Annotated in this window: 14 protein-coding genes and 2 pseudogenes; 5 read left to right on the top strand and 11 right to left on the bottom strand. The window is 64.6% G+C overall.

Annotated elements, in window-relative coordinates:
- Window positions 1-13: 13 nt before the first annotated feature.
- From FRZ40_RS06125 to FRZ40_RS06140, 4 genes and pseudogenes are all read left to right on the top strand, one after another.
- A pseudogene (locus FRZ40_RS06125) lies at window positions 14-676 on the top strand (POTRA domain-containing protein); the annotation flags it as partial.
- Window positions 677-787: 111 nt separating this feature from the next.
- Window positions 788-1,255, top strand: coding sequence for a hypothetical protein (locus FRZ40_RS06130; RefSeq protein ID WP_231516268.1), 468 nt, complete (start codon window positions 788-790; stop codon window positions 1,253-1,255).
- 64 nt (window positions 1,256-1,319) lie between these two features.
- Window positions 1,320-1,673: pseudogene (locus FRZ40_RS06135) on the top strand (ShlB/FhaC/HecB family hemolysin secretion/activation protein); the annotation flags it as partial.
- Between the two features lie 500 nt (window positions 1,674-2,173).
- Window positions 2,174-3,922 (top strand): ShlB/FhaC/HecB family hemolysin secretion/activation protein, encoded by a 1,749-nt coding sequence (locus FRZ40_RS06140; protein WP_147233641.1) that lies wholly within the window; start codon window positions 2,174-2,176, stop codon window positions 3,920-3,922.
- A 450-nt stretch (window positions 3,923-4,372) separates the two neighbouring features.
- Here FRZ40_RS06140 and FRZ40_RS06145 read toward each other — a convergent pair whose 3' ends face one another.
- From FRZ40_RS06145 to FRZ40_RS06195, 10 genes are all read right to left on the bottom strand, one after another.
- The gene (locus FRZ40_RS06145) at window positions 4,373-4,666 is read right to left on the bottom strand and encodes a hypothetical protein (RefSeq protein WP_147233642.1); all 294 of its coding nucleotides are present in this window, start codon (window positions 4,664-4,666) and stop codon (window positions 4,373-4,375) included.
- A gap of 229 nt (window positions 4,667-4,895) precedes the next feature.
- Entirely contained in the window at window positions 4,896-5,609 is a 714-nt protein-coding gene (locus tag FRZ40_RS06150) for an ABC transporter ATP-binding protein (protein ID WP_147233643.1), read from the bottom strand.
- The gene (locus FRZ40_RS06155) at window positions 5,606-6,388 is read right to left on the bottom strand and encodes an ABC transporter ATP-binding protein (RefSeq protein ID WP_147233644.1); all 783 of its coding nucleotides are present in this window, start codon (window positions 6,386-6,388) and stop codon (window positions 5,606-5,608) included. Before FRZ40_RS06155 ends, FRZ40_RS06150 begins: the two co-directional genes overlap by 4 nt.
- A complete protein-coding gene (locus FRZ40_RS06160; protein WP_147233645.1) occupies window positions 6,385-7,644 on the bottom strand; it encodes a branched-chain amino acid ABC transporter permease in 1,260 nt (419 codons plus the stop codon). Before FRZ40_RS06160 ends, FRZ40_RS06155 begins: the two co-directional genes overlap by 4 nt.
- On the bottom strand, window positions 7,637-8,599 hold the full coding sequence (locus FRZ40_RS06165) for a branched-chain amino acid ABC transporter permease (protein WP_147233646.1): 963 nt from the start codon (window positions 8,597-8,599) through the stop codon (window positions 7,637-7,639). Before FRZ40_RS06165 ends, FRZ40_RS06160 begins: the two co-directional genes overlap by 8 nt.
- A 3-nt stretch (window positions 8,600-8,602) precedes the next feature.
- Entirely contained in the window at window positions 8,603-9,052 is a 450-nt protein-coding gene (locus FRZ40_RS06170) for an acyl-CoA thioesterase (protein WP_147233647.1), read from the bottom strand.
- A gap of 35 nt (window positions 9,053-9,087) precedes the next feature.
- Window positions 9,088-10,236 (bottom strand): iron-containing alcohol dehydrogenase, encoded by a 1,149-nt coding sequence (locus FRZ40_RS06175; RefSeq protein ID WP_147233648.1) that lies wholly within the window; start codon window positions 10,234-10,236, stop codon window positions 9,088-9,090.
- 91 nt (window positions 10,237-10,327) lie between these two features.
- Window positions 10,328-10,858 carry an NUDIX domain-containing protein gene (locus FRZ40_RS06180; RefSeq protein ID WP_028369283.1) on the bottom strand — a complete coding sequence of 177 codons (531 nt, stop codon included), beginning with the start codon at window positions 10,856-10,858 and terminating at the stop codon, window positions 10,328-10,330.
- 42 nt (window positions 10,859-10,900) lie between these two features.
- Window positions 10,901-11,932, bottom strand: a complete 1,032-nt coding sequence (locus FRZ40_RS06185) for a threonine aldolase family protein (RefSeq protein WP_147233649.1) — start codon at window positions 11,930-11,932, stop codon at window positions 10,901-10,903.
- Window positions 11,933-12,238: 306 nt separating this feature from the next.
- Complete coding sequence (locus tag FRZ40_RS06195) at window positions 12,239-13,465, bottom strand: YbfB/YjiJ family MFS transporter (protein WP_147234777.1); 1,227 nt, start codon at window positions 13,463-13,465, stop codon at window positions 12,239-12,241.
- 106 nt (window positions 13,466-13,571) lie between these two features.
- Between FRZ40_RS06195 and FRZ40_RS06200 the strand changes: the two genes are divergently transcribed.
- Window positions 13,572-14,480, top strand: a complete 909-nt coding sequence (locus tag FRZ40_RS06200) for a LysR family transcriptional regulator (RefSeq protein WP_147233650.1) — start codon at window positions 13,572-13,574, stop codon at window positions 14,478-14,480.
- A 123-nt stretch (window positions 14,481-14,603) separates the two neighbouring features.
- Here FRZ40_RS06200 and alaS read toward each other — a convergent pair whose 3' ends face one another.
- Window positions 14,604-17,228, bottom strand: a complete 2,625-nt coding sequence (alaS, locus tag FRZ40_RS06205) for an alanine--tRNA ligase (protein WP_028369287.1) — start codon at window positions 17,226-17,228, stop codon at window positions 14,604-14,606.
- Between the last annotated feature and the right edge of the window lie 246 nt (window positions 17,229-17,474).

Genomic DNA, 17,474 nt, shown 5'->3' on the forward strand with positions numbered 1-17,474 from the left:
CAAACTTCTCACAATGAAAATCAGAAAGAGCCTGGCGGCGCTGCCGCTATCGGCTTTGGTCGCGCTCGCGCCCAACGTCCAGGGGCAAAGCCTCGGCGGAATCGAAACCGAACAGAACCAGCAGCAGCGGCGCGACGCGCAGCAGCGCGAAGCCGCAATACAGGCGCCGGCTGTGCGCTCGACCTTGCTGAAGGTTGAAGCCTTTCCCGCCTTGCCGACCGAAACGCCGTGCTTTCGTATCGACCGGTTCGCGCTCGATGTGCCCGATACGCTGTCGGCCGCCGCGCACGCGAAAGGCGCATCCGCGCTGCCGCTCGATCCGTTCGCATTCGCTCGCGAATGGCTCGACCACTACACAGGGCAATGCGTCGGCAAGCAAGGCATCGACATAATGAGCAAGGCATTGCAGCAGGCCGTGCTGAGTCGCGGCTACGTGACCACGCGCGTACTCGTACCGCAGCAGGATTTGACGGCGGGCACGCTGTCGTTCGCGCTGGTGCCGGGTCTCGTGCGACAGGTTCGTCGGGCCGATCCTTCCATGTGGGGAACATGGAAGAACGCGTTTCCGGTCAGTGGCGGCGACCTGCTGAACATGCGCGATCTGGAGCAAGGTCTGGAGCAAATGAAACGCGTCGCGAGTCAGGACGTGGACATGAAGATCGAACCGACCGACATAAGACGCACCGAACTCCGTGAACAAACTGCTGAACGATCCAAGCTTTAATGCGGCAATCCAGAAGGGACTCAACAAGTACTTGGGAGGAAAGTGATGAAGGCGAATGCGGAAATGAAAGAGATCATCGGCGCATTGAAGTTCGACAAGCCTTTGATCCCATCGCTGAAGTCCATCGCAAATGCCGGGTTTGTGGAAAAGGAGGAATGTTATCTGTTCGATTCGCTCGCGCGGAAACTCACCAACGCAAAACGCGCCAACTTCCTGGACTGCACGGGCTACGAGTGCTTTGTAAATTCACTACATGTAGAAGACTACGAGAGTGACGAGCCACTTGCTCAGGGAATTTTGCTAGTGGACGAAGTTTTTCGTGTTTGGAAGGCGTCCAATCCAACGTTCCAGCTAACCGCAATCATTTCGGCAGATGAACTCACCGTCGTTGCCCGATTTCACGTCAAGCGAAGCGGTGAACAGTGGTTGAACGACGACATTGAGGGCTATATGGACCCTGTCATGTCGGTGGACTCCGACGATGAAATAGTTTCTCGACTGATTACACGTGACCCGAAGTCCGAGCTTTGACATGTCAACATTGATTGGCCGCTACGGCAGTCCTTTCGCAATCTAGTTCAAAACCATTTCTCGCATGAAAATCAGAAAGAGCCTGGCGGTGCTGCCGCTAACGGCTTTGGTCGCGCTCGCGCCCAACGTGCACGGGCAAAGCCTCGGCGGTATCGAAACCGAACAGAACCAGCAGCAGCAGCGGCGCGACGCGCAGCAGCGCGAAGCCGCAGTGTCTGCGCCGATCGTCCGCTCGACTGTCACGAAGATCGAAGCCCTTCCCGTGCTGCCGACCGAAACGCCGTGCTTTCGTATCGACCGGTTCGCGCTCGATGTGCCCGATACGCTGTCGGCCGCCGCGCACGCGAAAGGCGCATCCGCGCTGCTGCTCGATCCGTTCGCCTTCGCGCGCGAATGGGTCGACCACTACAAGGGCCAATATCAGTTCAATTCTTGAAAAACGGGATAGGTCGAAATGAAATCGGCATTTCGAATTGCTTGCGCATATGCCATCGAACTATTGTTGGCATATGGTTCTTACTTCTTGGTCCTGTACTTTCTAGACCGTCAAAAGGCCGAGTTCTTGTCCGGACTGGCGCTCACTTTTACGATCATTGCTTGTCTCATTTCCAGGCCACCGGCGCCGCATGTCTTATTGCGGTTCGTCGCGAAACCTTGGATTGGACTCGTTTTTCTCGTCAATGTGGTATTCGGGGTGCTGACCGCACCAACCCGAGATTATGCGAGTCTGGTTCCCGGAGCTGCTCTTATGCTGATTATGGGGAGTATGGGGGAATGCTTTCGACGAAATAGAGAGCGGAACACCTCGCAGAAAAAAGATTGCTACGAGAAAAGCAACGACGAGAGCGACCAATAAGAACAGGTGAAGCGGCCACAGGCCGCTCGCCGCCCACAGGCAGAATCAGGGACCAATTCATCATGAAGTTAAACAAGAGGCTGGCGGCTCTGCCGCTCACAGCCCTGGTATCGCTCGCGTCCAACGCACAGCAAACGCCCGCAGACACGGCGGCAGCCGCACGCGCGAACGCCGAGCAGAACCAGCAACTACAGCAGCAGCGCGACGCACAGCAGCGCGCCCAACAGTTGAACGCGCCCGCCGTGCGTTCAACGGCTCCGAAGGTCGAAGGCTTCCCGGTGCTGCCGGTCGAATCGCCGTGCTTTCGCATCGACGCGTTCAAGCTCGACGTGCCCGCTACACTGCCAGCCGCGTCGCGCAGACAAGGCGCGTCAGCCTTGCCGCTCGACCCGTTCGCCTTCGCACGCGAATGGCTCGACCACTACAGGGGGCAATGCGTCGGTAAGCAAGGCATCGACACGCTCACGAAGGGTTTGCAGCAGGCCGTGCTGAGTCGCGGCTACGTGACCACGCGCGTACTCGTACCGCAGCAGGATTTGACGGCGGGCACGCTGTCGTTCGCGCTGGTGCCGGGTCTCGTGCGACAGGTTCGTCGGGCCGATTCTTCCATGTGGGGAACATGGAAGAACGCGTTTCCGGTCAGCGGCGGCGACCTGCTGAACATGCGCGATCTGGAGCAAGGTCTGGAGCAAATGAAACGCGTCGCGAGTCAGGACGTGGACATGAAGATCGAACCGACCGACATCCCAGGCGAAAGCGATGTCGTCGTGTCGGTCAGGCGTGCGAAGCCCTGGACGTTTGTCGCGTCGGTCGATAACTCGGGCACGTCGTCGACGGGAAAATGGCAAGGCAACGCCAGCCTTGGCATCGATAACCCGCTTGGCCTGAACGACGTATTCACGGTCGGCGCGAATCAGGATTTGTCGTTCGGCAACAAGGCGCTCGGTTCGCACGGGTTCAATGGTTCGTACTCCATTCCGTTCGGCTACTGGACGGCGACCCTGTCAGGCAACACGAACACTTACTACCAGAACATCGCGGGCGTGAATCAGACGCTCGTATCGAGCGGCAATTCACAGACGGCGGCGCTGCGCATCGCGCGGGTGCTGTCGCGCGGCCAGAACGACGTACTCGGCGGCTATGTGCAGCTATCGAAGCGATTCGGCGACAGCTTTATCGACGACACGACGATACCGACACAGGCACGCAACAACACGTTTCTCGAACTCGGCGCGACCGACCGGCATTACTTCGGCGCGGCGCAGTTCGACGGTACGCTCGCCTACCGTCAGGGCGTCGGCGGTCTAGGCGCGACGCCCGATCCATATGTCGACGGCCCAACGTACCGCTTCCATATGGCCGTGCTCGACGCGAATCTGTCGGTTCCGTTCGCCATCGCGAATCAGCCGTTCCGGTACGTCACGACGTTCCACGGCCAGTTCACGAACGACACGCTTTTCTATATCGACGACCTGACCATCGGCAGCCGGTACACCGTGCGCGGCTTCGACGGCGAAACGATGCTCGCGGCCGAACGCGGGTTCTACTGGCGCAACGAACTGCAATGGCCGATTGGACAGACGGGGCAGTCGCTATACGCAGGAATCGACTACGGGCGCGTGTACGGCCCGAATACGGCCGCGCTCGCCGGGACTCAACTCGCGGGCGCGGTAATCGGCATTCGTGGCAGCGTTCCGTCGAAATATGCGGGCTTCGCCTACGACCTGTTCGCGGGAACGCCGGTCTACAAGCCTTCGGGCTTTCCGACCGCGCGCGTAACGGTCGGCGTGCAGGCGACCGCGCAGTTCTGATTTGGGCGTGATCCGACAGGCGGGGCAAGCCCGCCTGTGCATGATGGTTGTGCCGGTCTTCGCAGGTAGGGGAAACCTCGTGACATGCTGGAGTGGCGTCCTGGCATAGACGCCACTGTCACGGCTTGAGCGCGGGACCAGCCCTGACCTGACTAATGACGGGTCGCAAGGCCCGCGAAGTCGAGCGGCATCGATGCCGTTTCAACGTCCTGTTCGTCACGCGCCGAGTCGCGGACGAATTGAAGCTCATCCAGTTCCATCGTCGCGTCCATCGCAAAGCGATGCGATAGCTGTTCAAGACCATATACGAGCAGCTCGCGGTCTTCTGCGGGGATGTCCTCGCGCGCCAGCGTGCTTGCGATAGCGCTCAGAGTCGTCAGTTCCCTGGCACGCTTCCGGACGATCTCGAACTGTTTTGCGTTCTCCTGTTCCAGTTGTGCTGCGCGCCGTTCAAGCCCGTCCAGGCTGATAGGTTTCTTGCACGCGTTTCCCGCTCATGCCGCTCGCCGACGGCTCCCGATTCGCGATGACATGTTGTGCGTAAAGCTGCTTCTGCTTCGCCGCTTCGATTGAAGGCAATGCGCCCGGTGCTTGCGGTGCAGCGGAGTTCGCATCGGCGCACGCCGACATGATCGCTGACGCGTACAGCATCGTCGCAATCGCCACGCAGCGCACGACATCGCGCCGCAGGGAGCCGCTTCTGCGCAACGACGCGCCGCGAAGCGCGCGTAGCTCGTCGATCATGTCTCCTCCTCTCGCCGGCTCGTTCGATAACGCGTCCGGACCGGCCATGCGCCTTTGATGATTGTCATGGTTTGTCCGCACGCTGCCGACAAGATTTCTGTAGGACGCTCACCAAACGCGCGCGCGTTTGATTCGATGAAAACAGCTGTCGAAGAGGCTTATCGCACGGTGCTTCGGGCGATAACAAAAGATTTGATCAAACAGCGAACCGACGTCACGCAGCCTGAACTCAGCCCACACCGAGCCATTCCTGTGTCACATCCGCCCGGCTGCGGAACGATTCCATCGAACCGTCGAACACGATCTCGCCATGTCCCATCACGGCGACCCGGTTCGCCAGCCGATCCGCGATCGCGAGCTTTTGCTCGATCAGCAGCATCGCGACGCCGCGCTCGCGCAACAGCTTCAGCGCCGCGGCGAGCTGCGCGACGACCTGGCCCGCGAGCCCTTCCGTCGGTTCGTCGATCACGACGAGATCGGGATCGCCGAGCAGCGCGCGCGCCACCGACAACATCTGCTGTTCGCCGCCCGACAACGCGCCCGCCTTCGTGCGCGCGCGTTCGCGCAGCACGGGGAACAGCGTGTGCGCATCGTCGAGCGTGAAGCGCGCGGCGCGTCGACCGCTGCGCGGCGGGATGCCGAGCAGCAGGTTTTCGCGCACCGTCAGCGTCGGAAACACGTCGCGCTGTTCGGGCACATAGCCGACGCCGAGACGGGCAATCTCGAACGTGCGCAGGCCCATAAGCGACGTGCCCCCGAAGCCGATCGCGCCCTGTGCGCGCACCATGCCCATGATCGCCTTCGCCAGCGTCGAGCGGCCCGAGCCGTTGCGGCCCACGAGCGCGACGGCCTCGCCTGGCTCGATCCGCAGGCTCACGCCATGCAGCGCCTGGCTCGCGCCGTACCACGCGCGGAGATCCTGAATCTCCAGTAACGGTTTCATCGAGCCGCTCCATGTGCCGCATCGCCGATCTCGCCCACGCCGTCGCCAAGATACGCGGTGAGCACGGCGGGATCGGCGCGAATCGCTTCAGGCGTGCCCGTCGCGATCACCTCGCCTTGCACGAGCACGCTGATCCGGTCCGCGAGACGGAACACGACGTCCATGTCGTGCTCGACCATCAGCAGCGTGCGGCCCGCCGTCGCGCTGCGGATCAGTTCGACGGCACGCGCGGCCTCGGCGCGGTTCATGCCCGCCGTCGGTTCGTCGAGCAGCAGCGTGTGCGCGCCGCTCGCGAGCGCAAGGCCGAGATCGAGCGCGCGTTGCTCCGCGTAACTCAGCGTGCCCGCCATCGCATCGCGCCGCTCGCCCAGCGCAACCGATTCCAGTACGGCTTCGGCAGCCTCGTCGGCTGCGCGTGTCGTGGTGTAGCGCTGCCACCAGCGCATGCGGTCGCGGTTCGCGATCTGCGCGGCACAGCGCAGGTTGTCGAACACACTGAGTTTCGCGAAGCAGCGTGTCGTCTGAAAACTGCGCGCGAGCCCGCGACGGCAGATCGCGGCGGGCGCGAGCCGCGTGATGTCGGCGCCATACAGTTCGATGCGCCCCGCGCTCGGCCGCGCCGCGCCCGCGATCAGATTGAAGAGCGTCGACTTGCCGGCGCCGTTCGGACCGATCAGCGCGTGACGCTCGTGCGGCTCGACGAGCAGATCGATGCCGCGCAGCACGCGCGTCGCGCCGAAGCGCTTGTCCAGGCGCCGCACGGCGATAGCGGGGATCATGAGCGTACTCCTGCGTCGGCGCCGGCGGAAAGCGCGCGATCGCGACGCGCACCCAGGTGCAACGCCAGCCAGCCGATGAAGGCCAGCGACAGCACGGCTGCCGCGAGCCAGACAGGATTCGTCGCCGCAAGGAAACGTGCGCGTTCTTCCGTGCCGAAACGCTGCGCATAGGCCCATTGCACACCGAGCACGACGGCAAGCGTCCAGGCGCTTGCGCTCGCCGCGCGATACACGAACCACGGCAGACAGGCACGCCAGCCATCGCGCGCAAGACGCTGCGCCTGACGCCGCAGCCATCCCGCGATGCCATCGGGCGCCGCCACGACGACGACCACGAAGAAGAGCCCGAGATACAGCAGCCACGCGCGCGTCGCGCTGGCCACAACGACGCTGAAAAACGTCAGCACGACGGCACCCGCGACCGGCCCGAAAAATGCCCCGCTTCCACCGATCACCGTCGCGATCAGCACCGACCCCGAGCGCAGCATGCCGACACTTTCCGTCGACACCAGTTCGACATTGATCAGCCCCAGCGTGCCCGCGATGCCCGCAAAAAACGACGACCACACGACGACTTCATAACGCACGCGGCGCGGATAGCAGCCGATCGCGGCCGCGCGCACCGGGTTGTCGCGCACGGCATGGGCGAGCCGCATGAACGGCGTGCGCGACAGCGCGTAAATCGCGAGCACGGCAAGCGCGCACCATAGCGCGATCAGCGCATACGCTTCGCGCGCGGGGCCGAACGTGACGCCGGGCAAGGCGAGTCCCGCCGTACGGTCGATCGCGACGCCCGCCTCGCCGCCGAACCAGTCCGGCAACGTCCACGCCGCCGCCGCGACGAGTTCGCCGATGCCGAGCGTGATCATCGCGAATGCCGTGCCCGCGCGGCGCGTCGCGACGAGGCCGTACAACGCGCCGAACAGCGCGCCGCCGATGCCGCCCATCAGTGGCAGCAGCGGTAACGGAAGCCCGAAGCGATTGAACACCTGCGCCGCGATCAGCGCGCCGATGCCCGACGAAGCCGCATGGCCGAACGACAGCAGCCCCGCGCCGCCGAGCAGCAGGTTGTACGACAGCGCGAACACGATCATGGAGGCCGTCTGCGCGAGCCATGCGACGAGCCAGCTTTGCTTCGAGATGCACGGCGGCACGGCGAGCAGTAACGCAAGCGCGATCCACGGCAACGCGGCTCGCAAGTGTTGCATGCGCCGCGCAACGGGCCGCGCGTCGTGTACGTCGATGTCGTCACGCATCGTCGTCGCGTTGTCCGAAGAAGCCGCGCGAGCGCACCGCGAGCATCGCGACGAGCAGCACATACGGCACGAGCGGCGCGAGTTGCGCGAGCGTCAGTGCGCTCCACGCAGCGGGGAGCGCATGGTCCAGGTTTCCGGACAACTCGCCGGGCAACTCGCCGAGCAACTCGCCGAGCGCAATGTCCGTCGACACCGCGAAGGTCTGCAGACAGCCGATCACGAGCGAAGCCACGAGGGCGCCGCCCAGCGACCCCAGCCCGCCGATCACGACCACGACGAACACGATCGATCCCACCGACTCCGCCATCGCCGGTTCGACGACGAAAAGCGGCGCGCCGATCACGCCCGCCAGCGCGGCGAGCGCCGTGCCCGCCGCGAACACGCCCGTGAACACGCGCGGCACGTCGTGGCCGAGCGCCGCGACGGCCTGCGGATGCGTGAGCGCCGCGCGCACGATCAGCCCCGCTTTCGACACGCGCAGCACCGCGAACAACACGGCCAGCATCGCCAGCGCAACGGCCATCATGAACGCGCGGTAACGCGGAAATGCCAGACCGTACACATCGAACAACGGGCCGTCGAGCGTCGCGGGCACACTCACGCTCAGCGCCTGCAGGCCCCACGCGAGCTTGACGCCTTCGCCGATCAGATAAGCCGCGCCGAACGTCAGCAACAGTTCCGCCAGATGCCCGTGCGGCCGCACGCGGCGCAGCAGCCACCGTTCGAGCACCGCGCCCATCAGCCCGACGACGGGCGGCGCAATGACGAGTGCCCACCAGAACCCTGCGCGCGCCGCCACGGAAAAGCCGACATACGCGCCGAGCATGTAGAAGCTCGCATGTGCGAAGTTCAGCACGCCGAGCATGCTGAAAATCAGCGTCAATCCCGCCGACAGCATGAACAGCAGCAAGCCGTAGCTCACGCCGTTCAGCGCGTCGATCACGAACGGCTGCACGCGTCAGTCCTGCGCGGCGTGCACGACGAGCGGCACCAGCGCCGCGCGCAGCGCGTCGGGCAGCGCGACCGGCCGGCGCGTCTCGCGATCCACGTAGACATGCACGAAATGCCCTTGCGCGGCCGGCTGATCGTCGCCCTCCCGGAAAAGGCCCACTTCATACCGCACGCTCGATGTGCCGAGCCGCACGACGCGCAGGCCCGCATCGATACGGTCCGGAAACACGATGGGCGCGAAGTAGTTGCACTGCGTTTCGACGACGAGGCCGATCGTCGTGCTGTGTTCGATGTCGAGCGCGCCCGTGCGGATCAGGTACTCGTTCACGACAGTATCGAAATAGCTGTAGTAGACGACGTTGTTCACGTGCCCATAGATGTCGTTGTCCATCCAGCGCGTGCCGATAGCGAGAAAGTGCGGGTAAGCCATGCGCGGCGCGAGAGCGGGTTTGTTCATGTCGTGTTCGCCTGATTGAAGGGTCGGTGTTGCGCCTACATCGACTCCGTCAGCATCCGCCGATAATCGTCGGCCGTCGCTTCGCGCGGATTCGTCTTGTGGCAATGATCCGCGAGCGCGCCCCTGATCACCTTGTCGAATGCGCTTTCGTCGACGCCCATCTGCCTGAGGCCCGTCGGCAGGCCAAGACGTGCCGTCATGTCGTGCAGCGCCTGCGCGAGATCCGTATTGTCCGGCAAGTTCATCACGCGGCGCATGCGTGCATAGCGCCGGTTCGCGACGACCGTTTCCGCGCTCTCGTTGAAACGCAGCACCGCGGGCAGCACGACGGCGTTCAGCGTGCCGTGATGCAGCGACGTGCGCCCGTTGACGGGCACGCCCCCGAGCGGATGCGACAGCGAATGCACGCAGCCGAGCCCTTTCTGGAACGCCATCGCGCCTTGCATCGATGCGCTCATCATGTTCAGGCGCGCGTCGCGGTGCTGGCCGTCGTGGGTCGCCCGTTCGATGTTCGCCCACGCGCGTTCGAGGCCGTCGAGCGCGATGCCGTCGGCGGGCGGATTGAAAGTCGGCGCGAGAAACGTTTCGATGCAATGCGCGATCGCGTCCATGCCGGTCGCGGCCGTCAACATCGGCGGCAGGCCGAGCGTGAGAGCGGGATCGCAGATGGCCGCTTTCGGCAGCAGATGCCACGAATGGAAACCGAGCTTGCGGCCGTCGTTCAGAATCACGATCGCGCCGCGCGCCACTTCACTGCCTGTGCCCGCCGTGGTCGGAATCGCGATCAGCGGCGCGGCGTTGCCGGTGATCTTGCCGCTGCCGCCTTCGATGGTCGCGTAGTCCGTCAGCGCGCCCGGATGCGTGGCCATGATCGCGACGCCTTTGGCGAGATCGATCGACGACCCGCCGCCGATCGCCACGAGCCCGTCGCAGCCTTCTTCGCGGTAGCGCTGCACGGCAGCCGTCACCATCGCTTCCGTCGGGTTCGACGGCGTGTCGTCGAAGATGGGCGCGTTGGGAATCTTCAGCGCATCGATCGCCTGTTGCGCGACGCCCGCCGCCATCACGCCCTTGTCCGTCACCACGAGCGGCCGCCGGATGCCCGCGCGCTCGCATTCGGCCGGCAACTGCGCAAGCGCGTCGTAGCCGAGATGAATGTGCGTCAGATAGTAGATGTAGGCCATGTCGATGCGTCTCCTTCGTTATTGGTCGGGGACAACTGAGACTGCTACGGCGAACGGCGCACGCCTTCGCGCGCCGCTTCTCAACACTGCGTTACTGGCCGGGCCGCTCGACGAATTCGAACTCCAGGCCGCGCCGCCGCATCCAGTCGGCGAGCGCAAGTCCCGTTGCCACGGGCCACGGACGCAGCTTCGCCGGCTCGATCAGCCGGTATTCGAGCAACTCCGGCGACAGCGCGACCTCGCCACTCGCACGCACGTGATACGCGATGATCAGTTCGTTCTTGCGAATGAATTCGTACACGCCGACCAGCTCGACGGAATCCGCGACGAGCGATGTTTCTTCTCGCACTTCACGCGCGATGCCCTGTTCCGGCGTCTCGCCGTTTTCGAGGAAGCCGGTGATCAGCGCGAACATGCCTTCGGGCCACGCGGCATTGCGTGCGAGCAGAATCTTGCCGTCGTACTCGACGATCGCCGCGACGACGGGCAACGGGTTGTTCCAGTGTACGTAGCCGCAGGCTTCGTCGGGACAGCTTTGACGAAGGCGGCCGCCTTCGTGCGCGGGATCGGCGCGCTCGACGAGGGGCGTCGCGCAGCGCGGGCAGAAACGATGTTCGGTCATGAGCGTCGAGTCGATTGGCAGTGACGGCTGTTCAACCAGCGCTCAATCGGCGCACAGCGCGCGCACCTCGTCGACGAACCGCTCGACCGTTTCGGGCTGCGTGTCCCACGCGCACATCAGCCGGCAGCCGCCCGCGCCGATGAACTCGTAGAACTTCCAGCCCCGCGTGCGCATCGCCTTCGCAACCTGCAGCGGCAATTGTGCGAACACGGCATTCGACTCGCTCGGAAACATGATGCTGACGCCGGGAATCTCCGCGAGACGCGACTCCATCAGCTTCGCCATCGCATTGGCGTGACGCGCGTTGCGCAGCCAGACGTCGTTGTCGAGCAAGCCGAGCCAAGGCGCGGAAATGAAGCGCATTTTCGACGCGAGCTGACCCGCCTGCTTCAGGCGATACGCGAAATCGTCGGCAAGCGCGCGGTCGAAGAACACCACCGCTTCGCCGACGGGCAAACCGTTCTTCGTGCCGCCGAAGCACAGCACGTCGACGCCCGCGCGCCACGTGATCTCCGACGGATGCACGTCGAGCGCGGCGACCGCGTTCGCAAAGCGCGCGCCGTCCATGTGCACTTTCAGATGACGCCGCTTCGCGATGGCCGCGATCGCGCGGATTTCCTCGCCGCTGTAGACGGTGCCCACTTCCGTCGATTGCGTGAGCGTGACGACCTTGGGCTTCGGATAGTGGATGTCGGCGCGGCGCGTGACGACGGCTTCGATGGCATCGGGCGTAAGCTTGCCGCCGATGCCCGGCGCCGTCAGCAACTTCGAGCCGTTCGAGAAGAACTCAGGGCCGCCGCATTCGTCCGTTTCGATATGGGCGAGTTCGTGGCAGATCACCGAGTGATACGACTGGCACAGCGACGCCAGCGCCAGCGAGTTGGCCGCCGTGCCGTTGAAAACGAAGAACACTTCGCAGTCGGTCTGGAACAGATTGCGCAGGCGGTCGCAGACCTGCTGCGTCCACGAGTCGTCGCCGTAGGCCGGTTCGTGGCCGCTGTTGTTGGCGGCGATCAGCGCATCGAGCGCCTCCGGGCAGATGCCGGCGTAGTTATCCGACGCGAAATGTTGCATGGCTGGCGGCGCGCCCCGCAATGAGCGCGCGAAGATGGCTGGAAAGCGGACATTTTAGTGCGGAGGGTGCTGAATTTGTTTTTGGCGTTCGGCACGGACTTCAGACACTGGCCGAATGCCTTGTGCCGTTTGTGCCGTTTGTGCCGTTTGTGCCGTTTGTGCCGTTTGTGCCGTTTGTGCCGTTTGTGCCGTTTGTGCCGTTTGTGCCGTTTGTACGTCTCGTTCCGCCTGCGCCGCTCGTTCCGCGAAGCGGCGCAGACCTGTTCGCGCTGGATCCGGTGTGCGCTTCGACGTGCCGCTCTTCGCCTATCCGCGCGGCGCCGGCCGCATCAGCGCCACCGCGACGAGTCCCGCCGCGCCCGCCGCCAGCGCGAGCGCCGCCAGCCACAACGCCGGTGTGAAGGAGCCGGTGTGCGCGGCAATCGGCGCGGCGACGAGCGGCCCCGCGATCTGTCCGAGACCGTACGCCGCCGTCGCGTAGCCCATCAGTCCCGCCGCGTTGTCGCCATGCAGCCGGCGCGCTTCGCGCATCGCGAACAGCGTGATCGCCGTGAACGGCAAGCCGATCAGCGCGCTGCCGAGCGCAAATCCGCCCGCCGTCGGCGACACGATGCCTGCGATGATCCCCAGCGCCTGCAGCACGTAGCAGCCCGCCAGCAGCGTGCGGTTGTCCCAGCGAGACGGCAGACGCGCGCCCGCCAGTGCGCCTGCCACCAGCGCGCCGCCGAACATCGGCCAGAACAGGTCCGGCCACGGCGAATCCGCGGGCAACGCGGCGCGCGCGATCACAGGCAGGAACGTCGCGGTGATGATGTAGCCGAAGCCGGGCACGCCGTAGAGCACGATCAGCCAGAAGGCGTCCGCGCGATGCAGATGCGCGCGATGGCGTTGCGCGTGCATCCGCGGCGTGGCTGGGTTCGCGCTTGCGCCTGCCTGTGCCGTCGACGCCGTCGTGAACGTGCGCCACACCAGCGCCGTGAGCACAGCGGAAATCAGTCCAAAGGCGATCCAGCCCGCCGCTGCCCCGAGCCCGCCCGCTGCGCTGACCAGCAGGCCCGTCGCCGCGATGCCGAAGCCCGGGCCCGTGTAGATCACGCCGCCCCACTCGTTCGCGCCCAGCTCGGCGAGCCGCCGCAAGCCCCACTGCGACGCGAACACGAAGGTCCAGGCGCTGACGGCACCCGCGACGAACCGCACCACGGCCCAAAGCCAGAATTCATGCGTGACGCCCATCGCGAGCACGAGCAGCACCGTCAGCGCGAGGCCGGTCTTCACGACGCGCGCCGCGTCCATGCGCAGCGCGACACAGCCGATCGCGCCGAGAAAATAGCCCGCGTAGTTGAGCGAAGCGAGCCAGCCGCCGTGTCGGATGTCGAGCCCGCCGCCGTGCAGCATCAGCGGCAACAGCGGCGTAAACGCGAACCGCCCGACGCCGAGCGCGACGGCGAGCGCCGCCATGCAGGCAAGCGCGGCGCGGCGAGCGTCGCCGGGCGCGACGCGAGTGGAAAAAGTGCGGGAAGCAAGGTCGTTCATCGAAGACATGGCGGGACGGCAGTTTACGTTTCGACTGCATCGTAGCTTGACCCATCAATCTCATAAAATGAATAATACGGATAGATTGAATCTCATGGAGAGATTGATGGATCTTGCCGCTCTCACCATCTTTCGCGCTGTCGTGCGCGAAAACGGCGTGACGCGCGCCGCCGCGAAGCTCAATCGCGTGCAATCGAACGTGACGACGCGTATCAAGCAGCTCGAAGAACAACTGGGCACGGAGCTTTTCATTCGCGACGGCCGGCGGCTCGTGCTGACACCCGCTGGCGAGACGCTGCTGCCCTATGCCGAACGGCTGCTCGCGCTTGCCGATGAAGCTCGCCATGCCGTCAAGGATGCACGACCCAGCGGCCGGCTGCGGCTCGGCACGATGGAAAGCGTCGCCGCGACCCGTCTGCCTGGGCTGCTCGCGCACTATCACCAGACCTGGCCCGACGTCGCGCTCGAACTGGAGACGGGAACGACGGGCAAGCTGATCGACCGTGTGCGCGAGTTCGAAGTCGATGCCGCCATCGTCGCGACGCCGCTCGATCCAGGCTGGATCGGCGATCTGTTCGAGGTCGAGCCCGTGTTTCGCGAAGAACTGGTGATGCTGACGCCGCGCGGTCATCCGCCCATCCGCCACGCCAGCGACGTCACGCTGTCCACGCTGATTGCCTTCGAAACGGGCTGCGCATATCGCACGCACGTCGAAAAGTGGTACATGGATCGCGGCATGCGGCCGACGCGCGTGCTGGAACTCGGCTCGTATCACGCGATCGTCGCCTGCGTGGCGGCGGGCGCGGGCGTGGCCGTCGCGCCTCGTTCGGTGCTGGCGCTGCTGCCCGAATCAAACGATATCGCCGTGCATACGCTCGACCAACTCGGCAGCATCGACACGCTGCTGATCTGGCGGCGCGGCCATTTTTCGTCGGCACTGAATGCGCTGCGCGGGATGCTCGTTGCAAGCGGCAACTTGCAGCAGAGGGAGAAAGCGGCGCAAGCGGCTGCGTGAACGGTTCGGAAGCCCGCTTGATGCCCGACAAAACAAAAAGCCGCGAGTCTCGTCGACTCGCGGCTTTCTTTCATGCAGAAGCGGCTGCTACTTGCCCTGCACAGGGTGATCGCTCAAACGCGCTCAGAGTTGCGCTTCGACCCAACCCTTCACGCCTGCCAGCGCAGCGGGCAGATTGGCCGGCTCGGTGCCGCCAGCCTGCGCCATGTCCGGACGGCCGCCGCCCTTGCCGCCGACCTGCTGCGCGACGAAGTTCACCAGCTCACCCGCCTTGACCTTCTTGCTGGCATCGGCCGTGACGCCCGCGATCAGGCTGACCTTGCCGCCTTCGACGGAAGCCAGCACGATGGCCGCGCTCTTGAGCTTGTCCTTGAGCTTGTCGACGGTTTCGCGCAGCGTCTTGACGTCCGCGCCTTCCAGCGTCGCCGCCAGCACCTGCACACCAGACACTTCGATCGCCTGACCCGCCAGTTCATCGCCCTGGCTCGACGCGAGCTTCGACTTCAGCGCGCCCAGTTCCTTTTCCAGCGCCTTCACCTGGTCCTGAACCAGCGAAATACGCTGTGTCAGTTCCGACGGCTGCGCCTTCAGCGCCGACGCTGCAGCATTGATGCGCGCGTCCAGTTCCTGCACGTAGCGCACGGCGTTGTCGCCCGTGATCGCCTCGACGCGGCGGATACCCGCCGCGACGCCGCCTTCCATCACGATCTTGAAGAAGCCGATGTCGCCCGTACGGTTCACGTGCGTGCCGCCGCAGAGTTCGCGCGAGAAGCCCAGATCGAGCACGCGCACTTCGTCGCCGTATTTTTCGCCGAACAGCGCCATCGCGCCGCCCTTTACCGCTTCGTCGTACGGCATCACGCGCACGATGCCGGGCGCGTTCGCCAGCACTTCAGCGTTGACGATTTCTTCGACGCGGCGAATCTGCTCGTCCGTCATCGGCGCGTTGTGCGCGAAGTCGAAACGCGTCTTGTCCGCGTCGACCAGCGAGCCCTTCTGCTGCACGTGGCCGCCGAGCACTTCGCGCAGCGCCTTGTGCATCAGGTGCGTAGCCGAGTGGTTACGAGCCGTGCGTGCGCGGCGGACAGCGTCGATTTCCGCCTTCACGACGTCGCCGACCTTCAGCGTGCCCTGCTCCAGCGTGCCGTGGTGACCCACGACGTCGGCCTGCACCTTCAGCGTGTCGAGAACGCCGAAGCGGATGCTCGCATTCGCGAGCACGCCCTGATCGCCGACCTGGCCGCCCGATTCGGCGTAGAACGGCGTGTGATCGAGCACGACGACGGCCTGCTGGCCCTTGGTCACTTCGTTGACCGACGCGCCGTCCACATACAGCGCCGTGACCTTCGCGTCGTCGAACACGATCTCTTCGTAACCGTGGAACGTGGTCTTCGCGCCCGTGTATTCGAGGCCCTGCGCCATCTTGAACTTGCCGGCCGCGCGCGCCTGCTCGCGCTGACGGGCCATGGCTTCGTCGAACGCCGGTTCGTCGACCGTGACGCCGCGCTCGCGGCACACGTCCGCCGTCAGATCCAGCGGGAAGCCGTAGGTGTCGTGCAGCTTGAACGCGACTTCGCCGTCGAGCGTCTTGCCGCCCTTCGCATCCAGATCCGCCAGCGCGGCTTCGAGGATCGACATGCCGTGCTCGATGGTTTCGAAGAAGCGCTCTTCTTCCTGACGGAGAACATCCGTGACGCGCTGTTCAGCGTCCTTCAGTTCCGGATACGCACCGCCCATCTGCGCGACGAGATCCGCGACCAGCTTGTGGAAGAACGAACCCTTGCGGCCGAGCTTGTAGCCGTGACGGATGGCGCGGCGCACGATACGGCGCAGCACGTAGCCGCGGCCTTCGTTGCCGGGGATCACGCCGTCGACGATCAGGAACGAGCATGCCCGGATGTGATCGGCGATCACCTTCAGCGAATTGTTGGACAGGTCTTCGACGCCCGTTTCACGGCCGGCAGCCTTGATGAGCGCCTGGAACAGATCGATTTCGTAGTTGCTGTGAACGTGCTGCAGCACGGCCGCAATACGCTCGAGGCCCATGCCCGTGTCCACGCACTGTTTGGGCAGCGGCGTCATGTTGCCCTGTGCGTCGCGGCTGAACTGCATGAACACGAGATTCCAGATCTCGATGTAACGATCGCCGTCTTCTTCAGGCGATCCCGGCGGGCCGCCCCACACGTCGGGACCGTGGTCGTAGAAGATTTCCGAGCACGGGCCGCACGGGCCGACGTCGGCCATCTGCCAGAAGTTGTCGGACGCGTAGCGCGCGCCCTTATTGTCGCCGATGCGGATGATGCGCTCGGCCGGCACGCCGACTTCCTTTTCCCAGATGCCGAAGGCTTCGTCGTCTTCCTGGTACACCGTGACCCAGAGCTTTTCCTTCGGCAGCTGGTAGACGCCCGTCAGCAATTCCCACGCGTAGTGGATCGCGTCGCGCTTGAAATAGTCGCCGAACGAGAAGTTGCCCAGCATTTCGAAGAACGTGTGGTGCCGCGCGGTGTAGCCGACGTTTTCCAGGTCGTTGTGCTTGCCGCCCGCGCGCACGCTGCGCTGCGCCGTCGTGGCCCGCGAGTACGGACGCGATTCGGCGCCGAGAAACACATCTTTGAACTGCACCATGCCCGAATTGGTGAAGAGCAGCGTCGGGTCGTTGCCGGGCACGAGGCTCGACGAACGGACGATCGTATGGCCCTTCGATTCGAAGAACTTGAGGAATTTCTCGCGGATTTCGGCGGCTTTCATAGCGTGCTTTGGGGACGGTCCTGGCTTGAGCCGACGGCTGCGGAAGACTGACCGGCCGTCGCAATGGATTGTTTCCTGAACGGTCGATTATACGGGATCGGCGTTCTCGCGCGGCGGCGTGGCGCGGGTTGCGCGCGACGCCGGCCATCCGGCCAGGTCCACTCCCGAAAATCCCCCCGGCTGTCATCTGTCCTATGCCGTCAGGCCGGATAGGCCGGGCGCGGCCGATCGCTTAAGATGCAACAC

This window comes from Paraburkholderia azotifigens (assembly GCF_007995085.1).
Classification (GTDB): Bacteria; Pseudomonadota; Gammaproteobacteria; order Burkholderiales; family Burkholderiaceae; genus Paraburkholderia; species Paraburkholderia azotifigens.

Bases quoted from the DNA above. Each gene is read 5' to 3' on its own strand.
- FRZ40_RS06130 (WP_231516268.1), top strand. From the start codon at position 788: ATGAAAGAGATCATCGGCGCATTGAAGTTCGACAAGCCTTTGATCCCA.
- FRZ40_RS06140 (WP_147233641.1), top strand. From the start codon at position 2,174: ATGAAGTTAAACAAGAGGCTGGCGGCTCTGCCGCTCACAGCCCTGGTA.
- FRZ40_RS06145 (WP_147233642.1), bottom strand. From the start codon at position 4,666: ATGATCGACGAGCTACGCGCGCTTCGCGGCGCGTCGTTGCGCAGAAGC.
- FRZ40_RS06150 (WP_147233643.1), bottom strand. From the start codon at position 5,609: ATGAAACCGTTACTGGAGATTCAGGATCTCCGCGCGTGGTACGGCGCG.
- FRZ40_RS06155 (WP_147233644.1), bottom strand. From the start codon at position 6,388: ATGATCCCCGCTATCGCCGTGCGGCGCCTGGACAAGCGCTTCGGCGCG.
- FRZ40_RS06160 (WP_147233645.1), bottom strand. From the start codon at position 7,644: ATGCGTGACGACATCGACGTACACGACGCGCGGCCCGTTGCGCGGCGC.
- FRZ40_RS06170 (WP_147233647.1), bottom strand. From the start codon at position 9,052: ATGAACAAACCCGCTCTCGCGCCGCGCATGGCTTACCCGCACTTTCTC.
- FRZ40_RS06175 (WP_147233648.1), bottom strand. From the start codon at position 10,236: ATGGCCTACATCTACTATCTGACGCACATTCATCTCGGCTACGACGCG.
- FRZ40_RS06180 (WP_028369283.1), bottom strand. From the start codon at position 10,858: ATGACCGAACATCGTTTCTGCCCGCGCTGCGCGACGCCCCTCGTCGAG.
- FRZ40_RS06185 (WP_147233649.1), bottom strand. From the start codon at position 11,932: ATGCAACATTTCGCGTCGGATAACTACGCCGGCATCTGCCCGGAGGCG.
- FRZ40_RS06195 (WP_147234777.1), bottom strand. From the start codon at position 13,465: ATGAACGACCTTGCTTCCCGCACTTTTTCCACTCGCGTCGCGCCCGGC.
- FRZ40_RS06200 (WP_147233650.1), top strand. From the start codon at position 13,572: ATGGATCTTGCCGCTCTCACCATCTTTCGCGCTGTCGTGCGCGAAAAC.
- alaS (WP_028369287.1), bottom strand. From the start codon at position 17,228: ATGAAAGCCGCCGAAATCCGCGAGAAATTCCTCAAGTTCTTCGAATCG.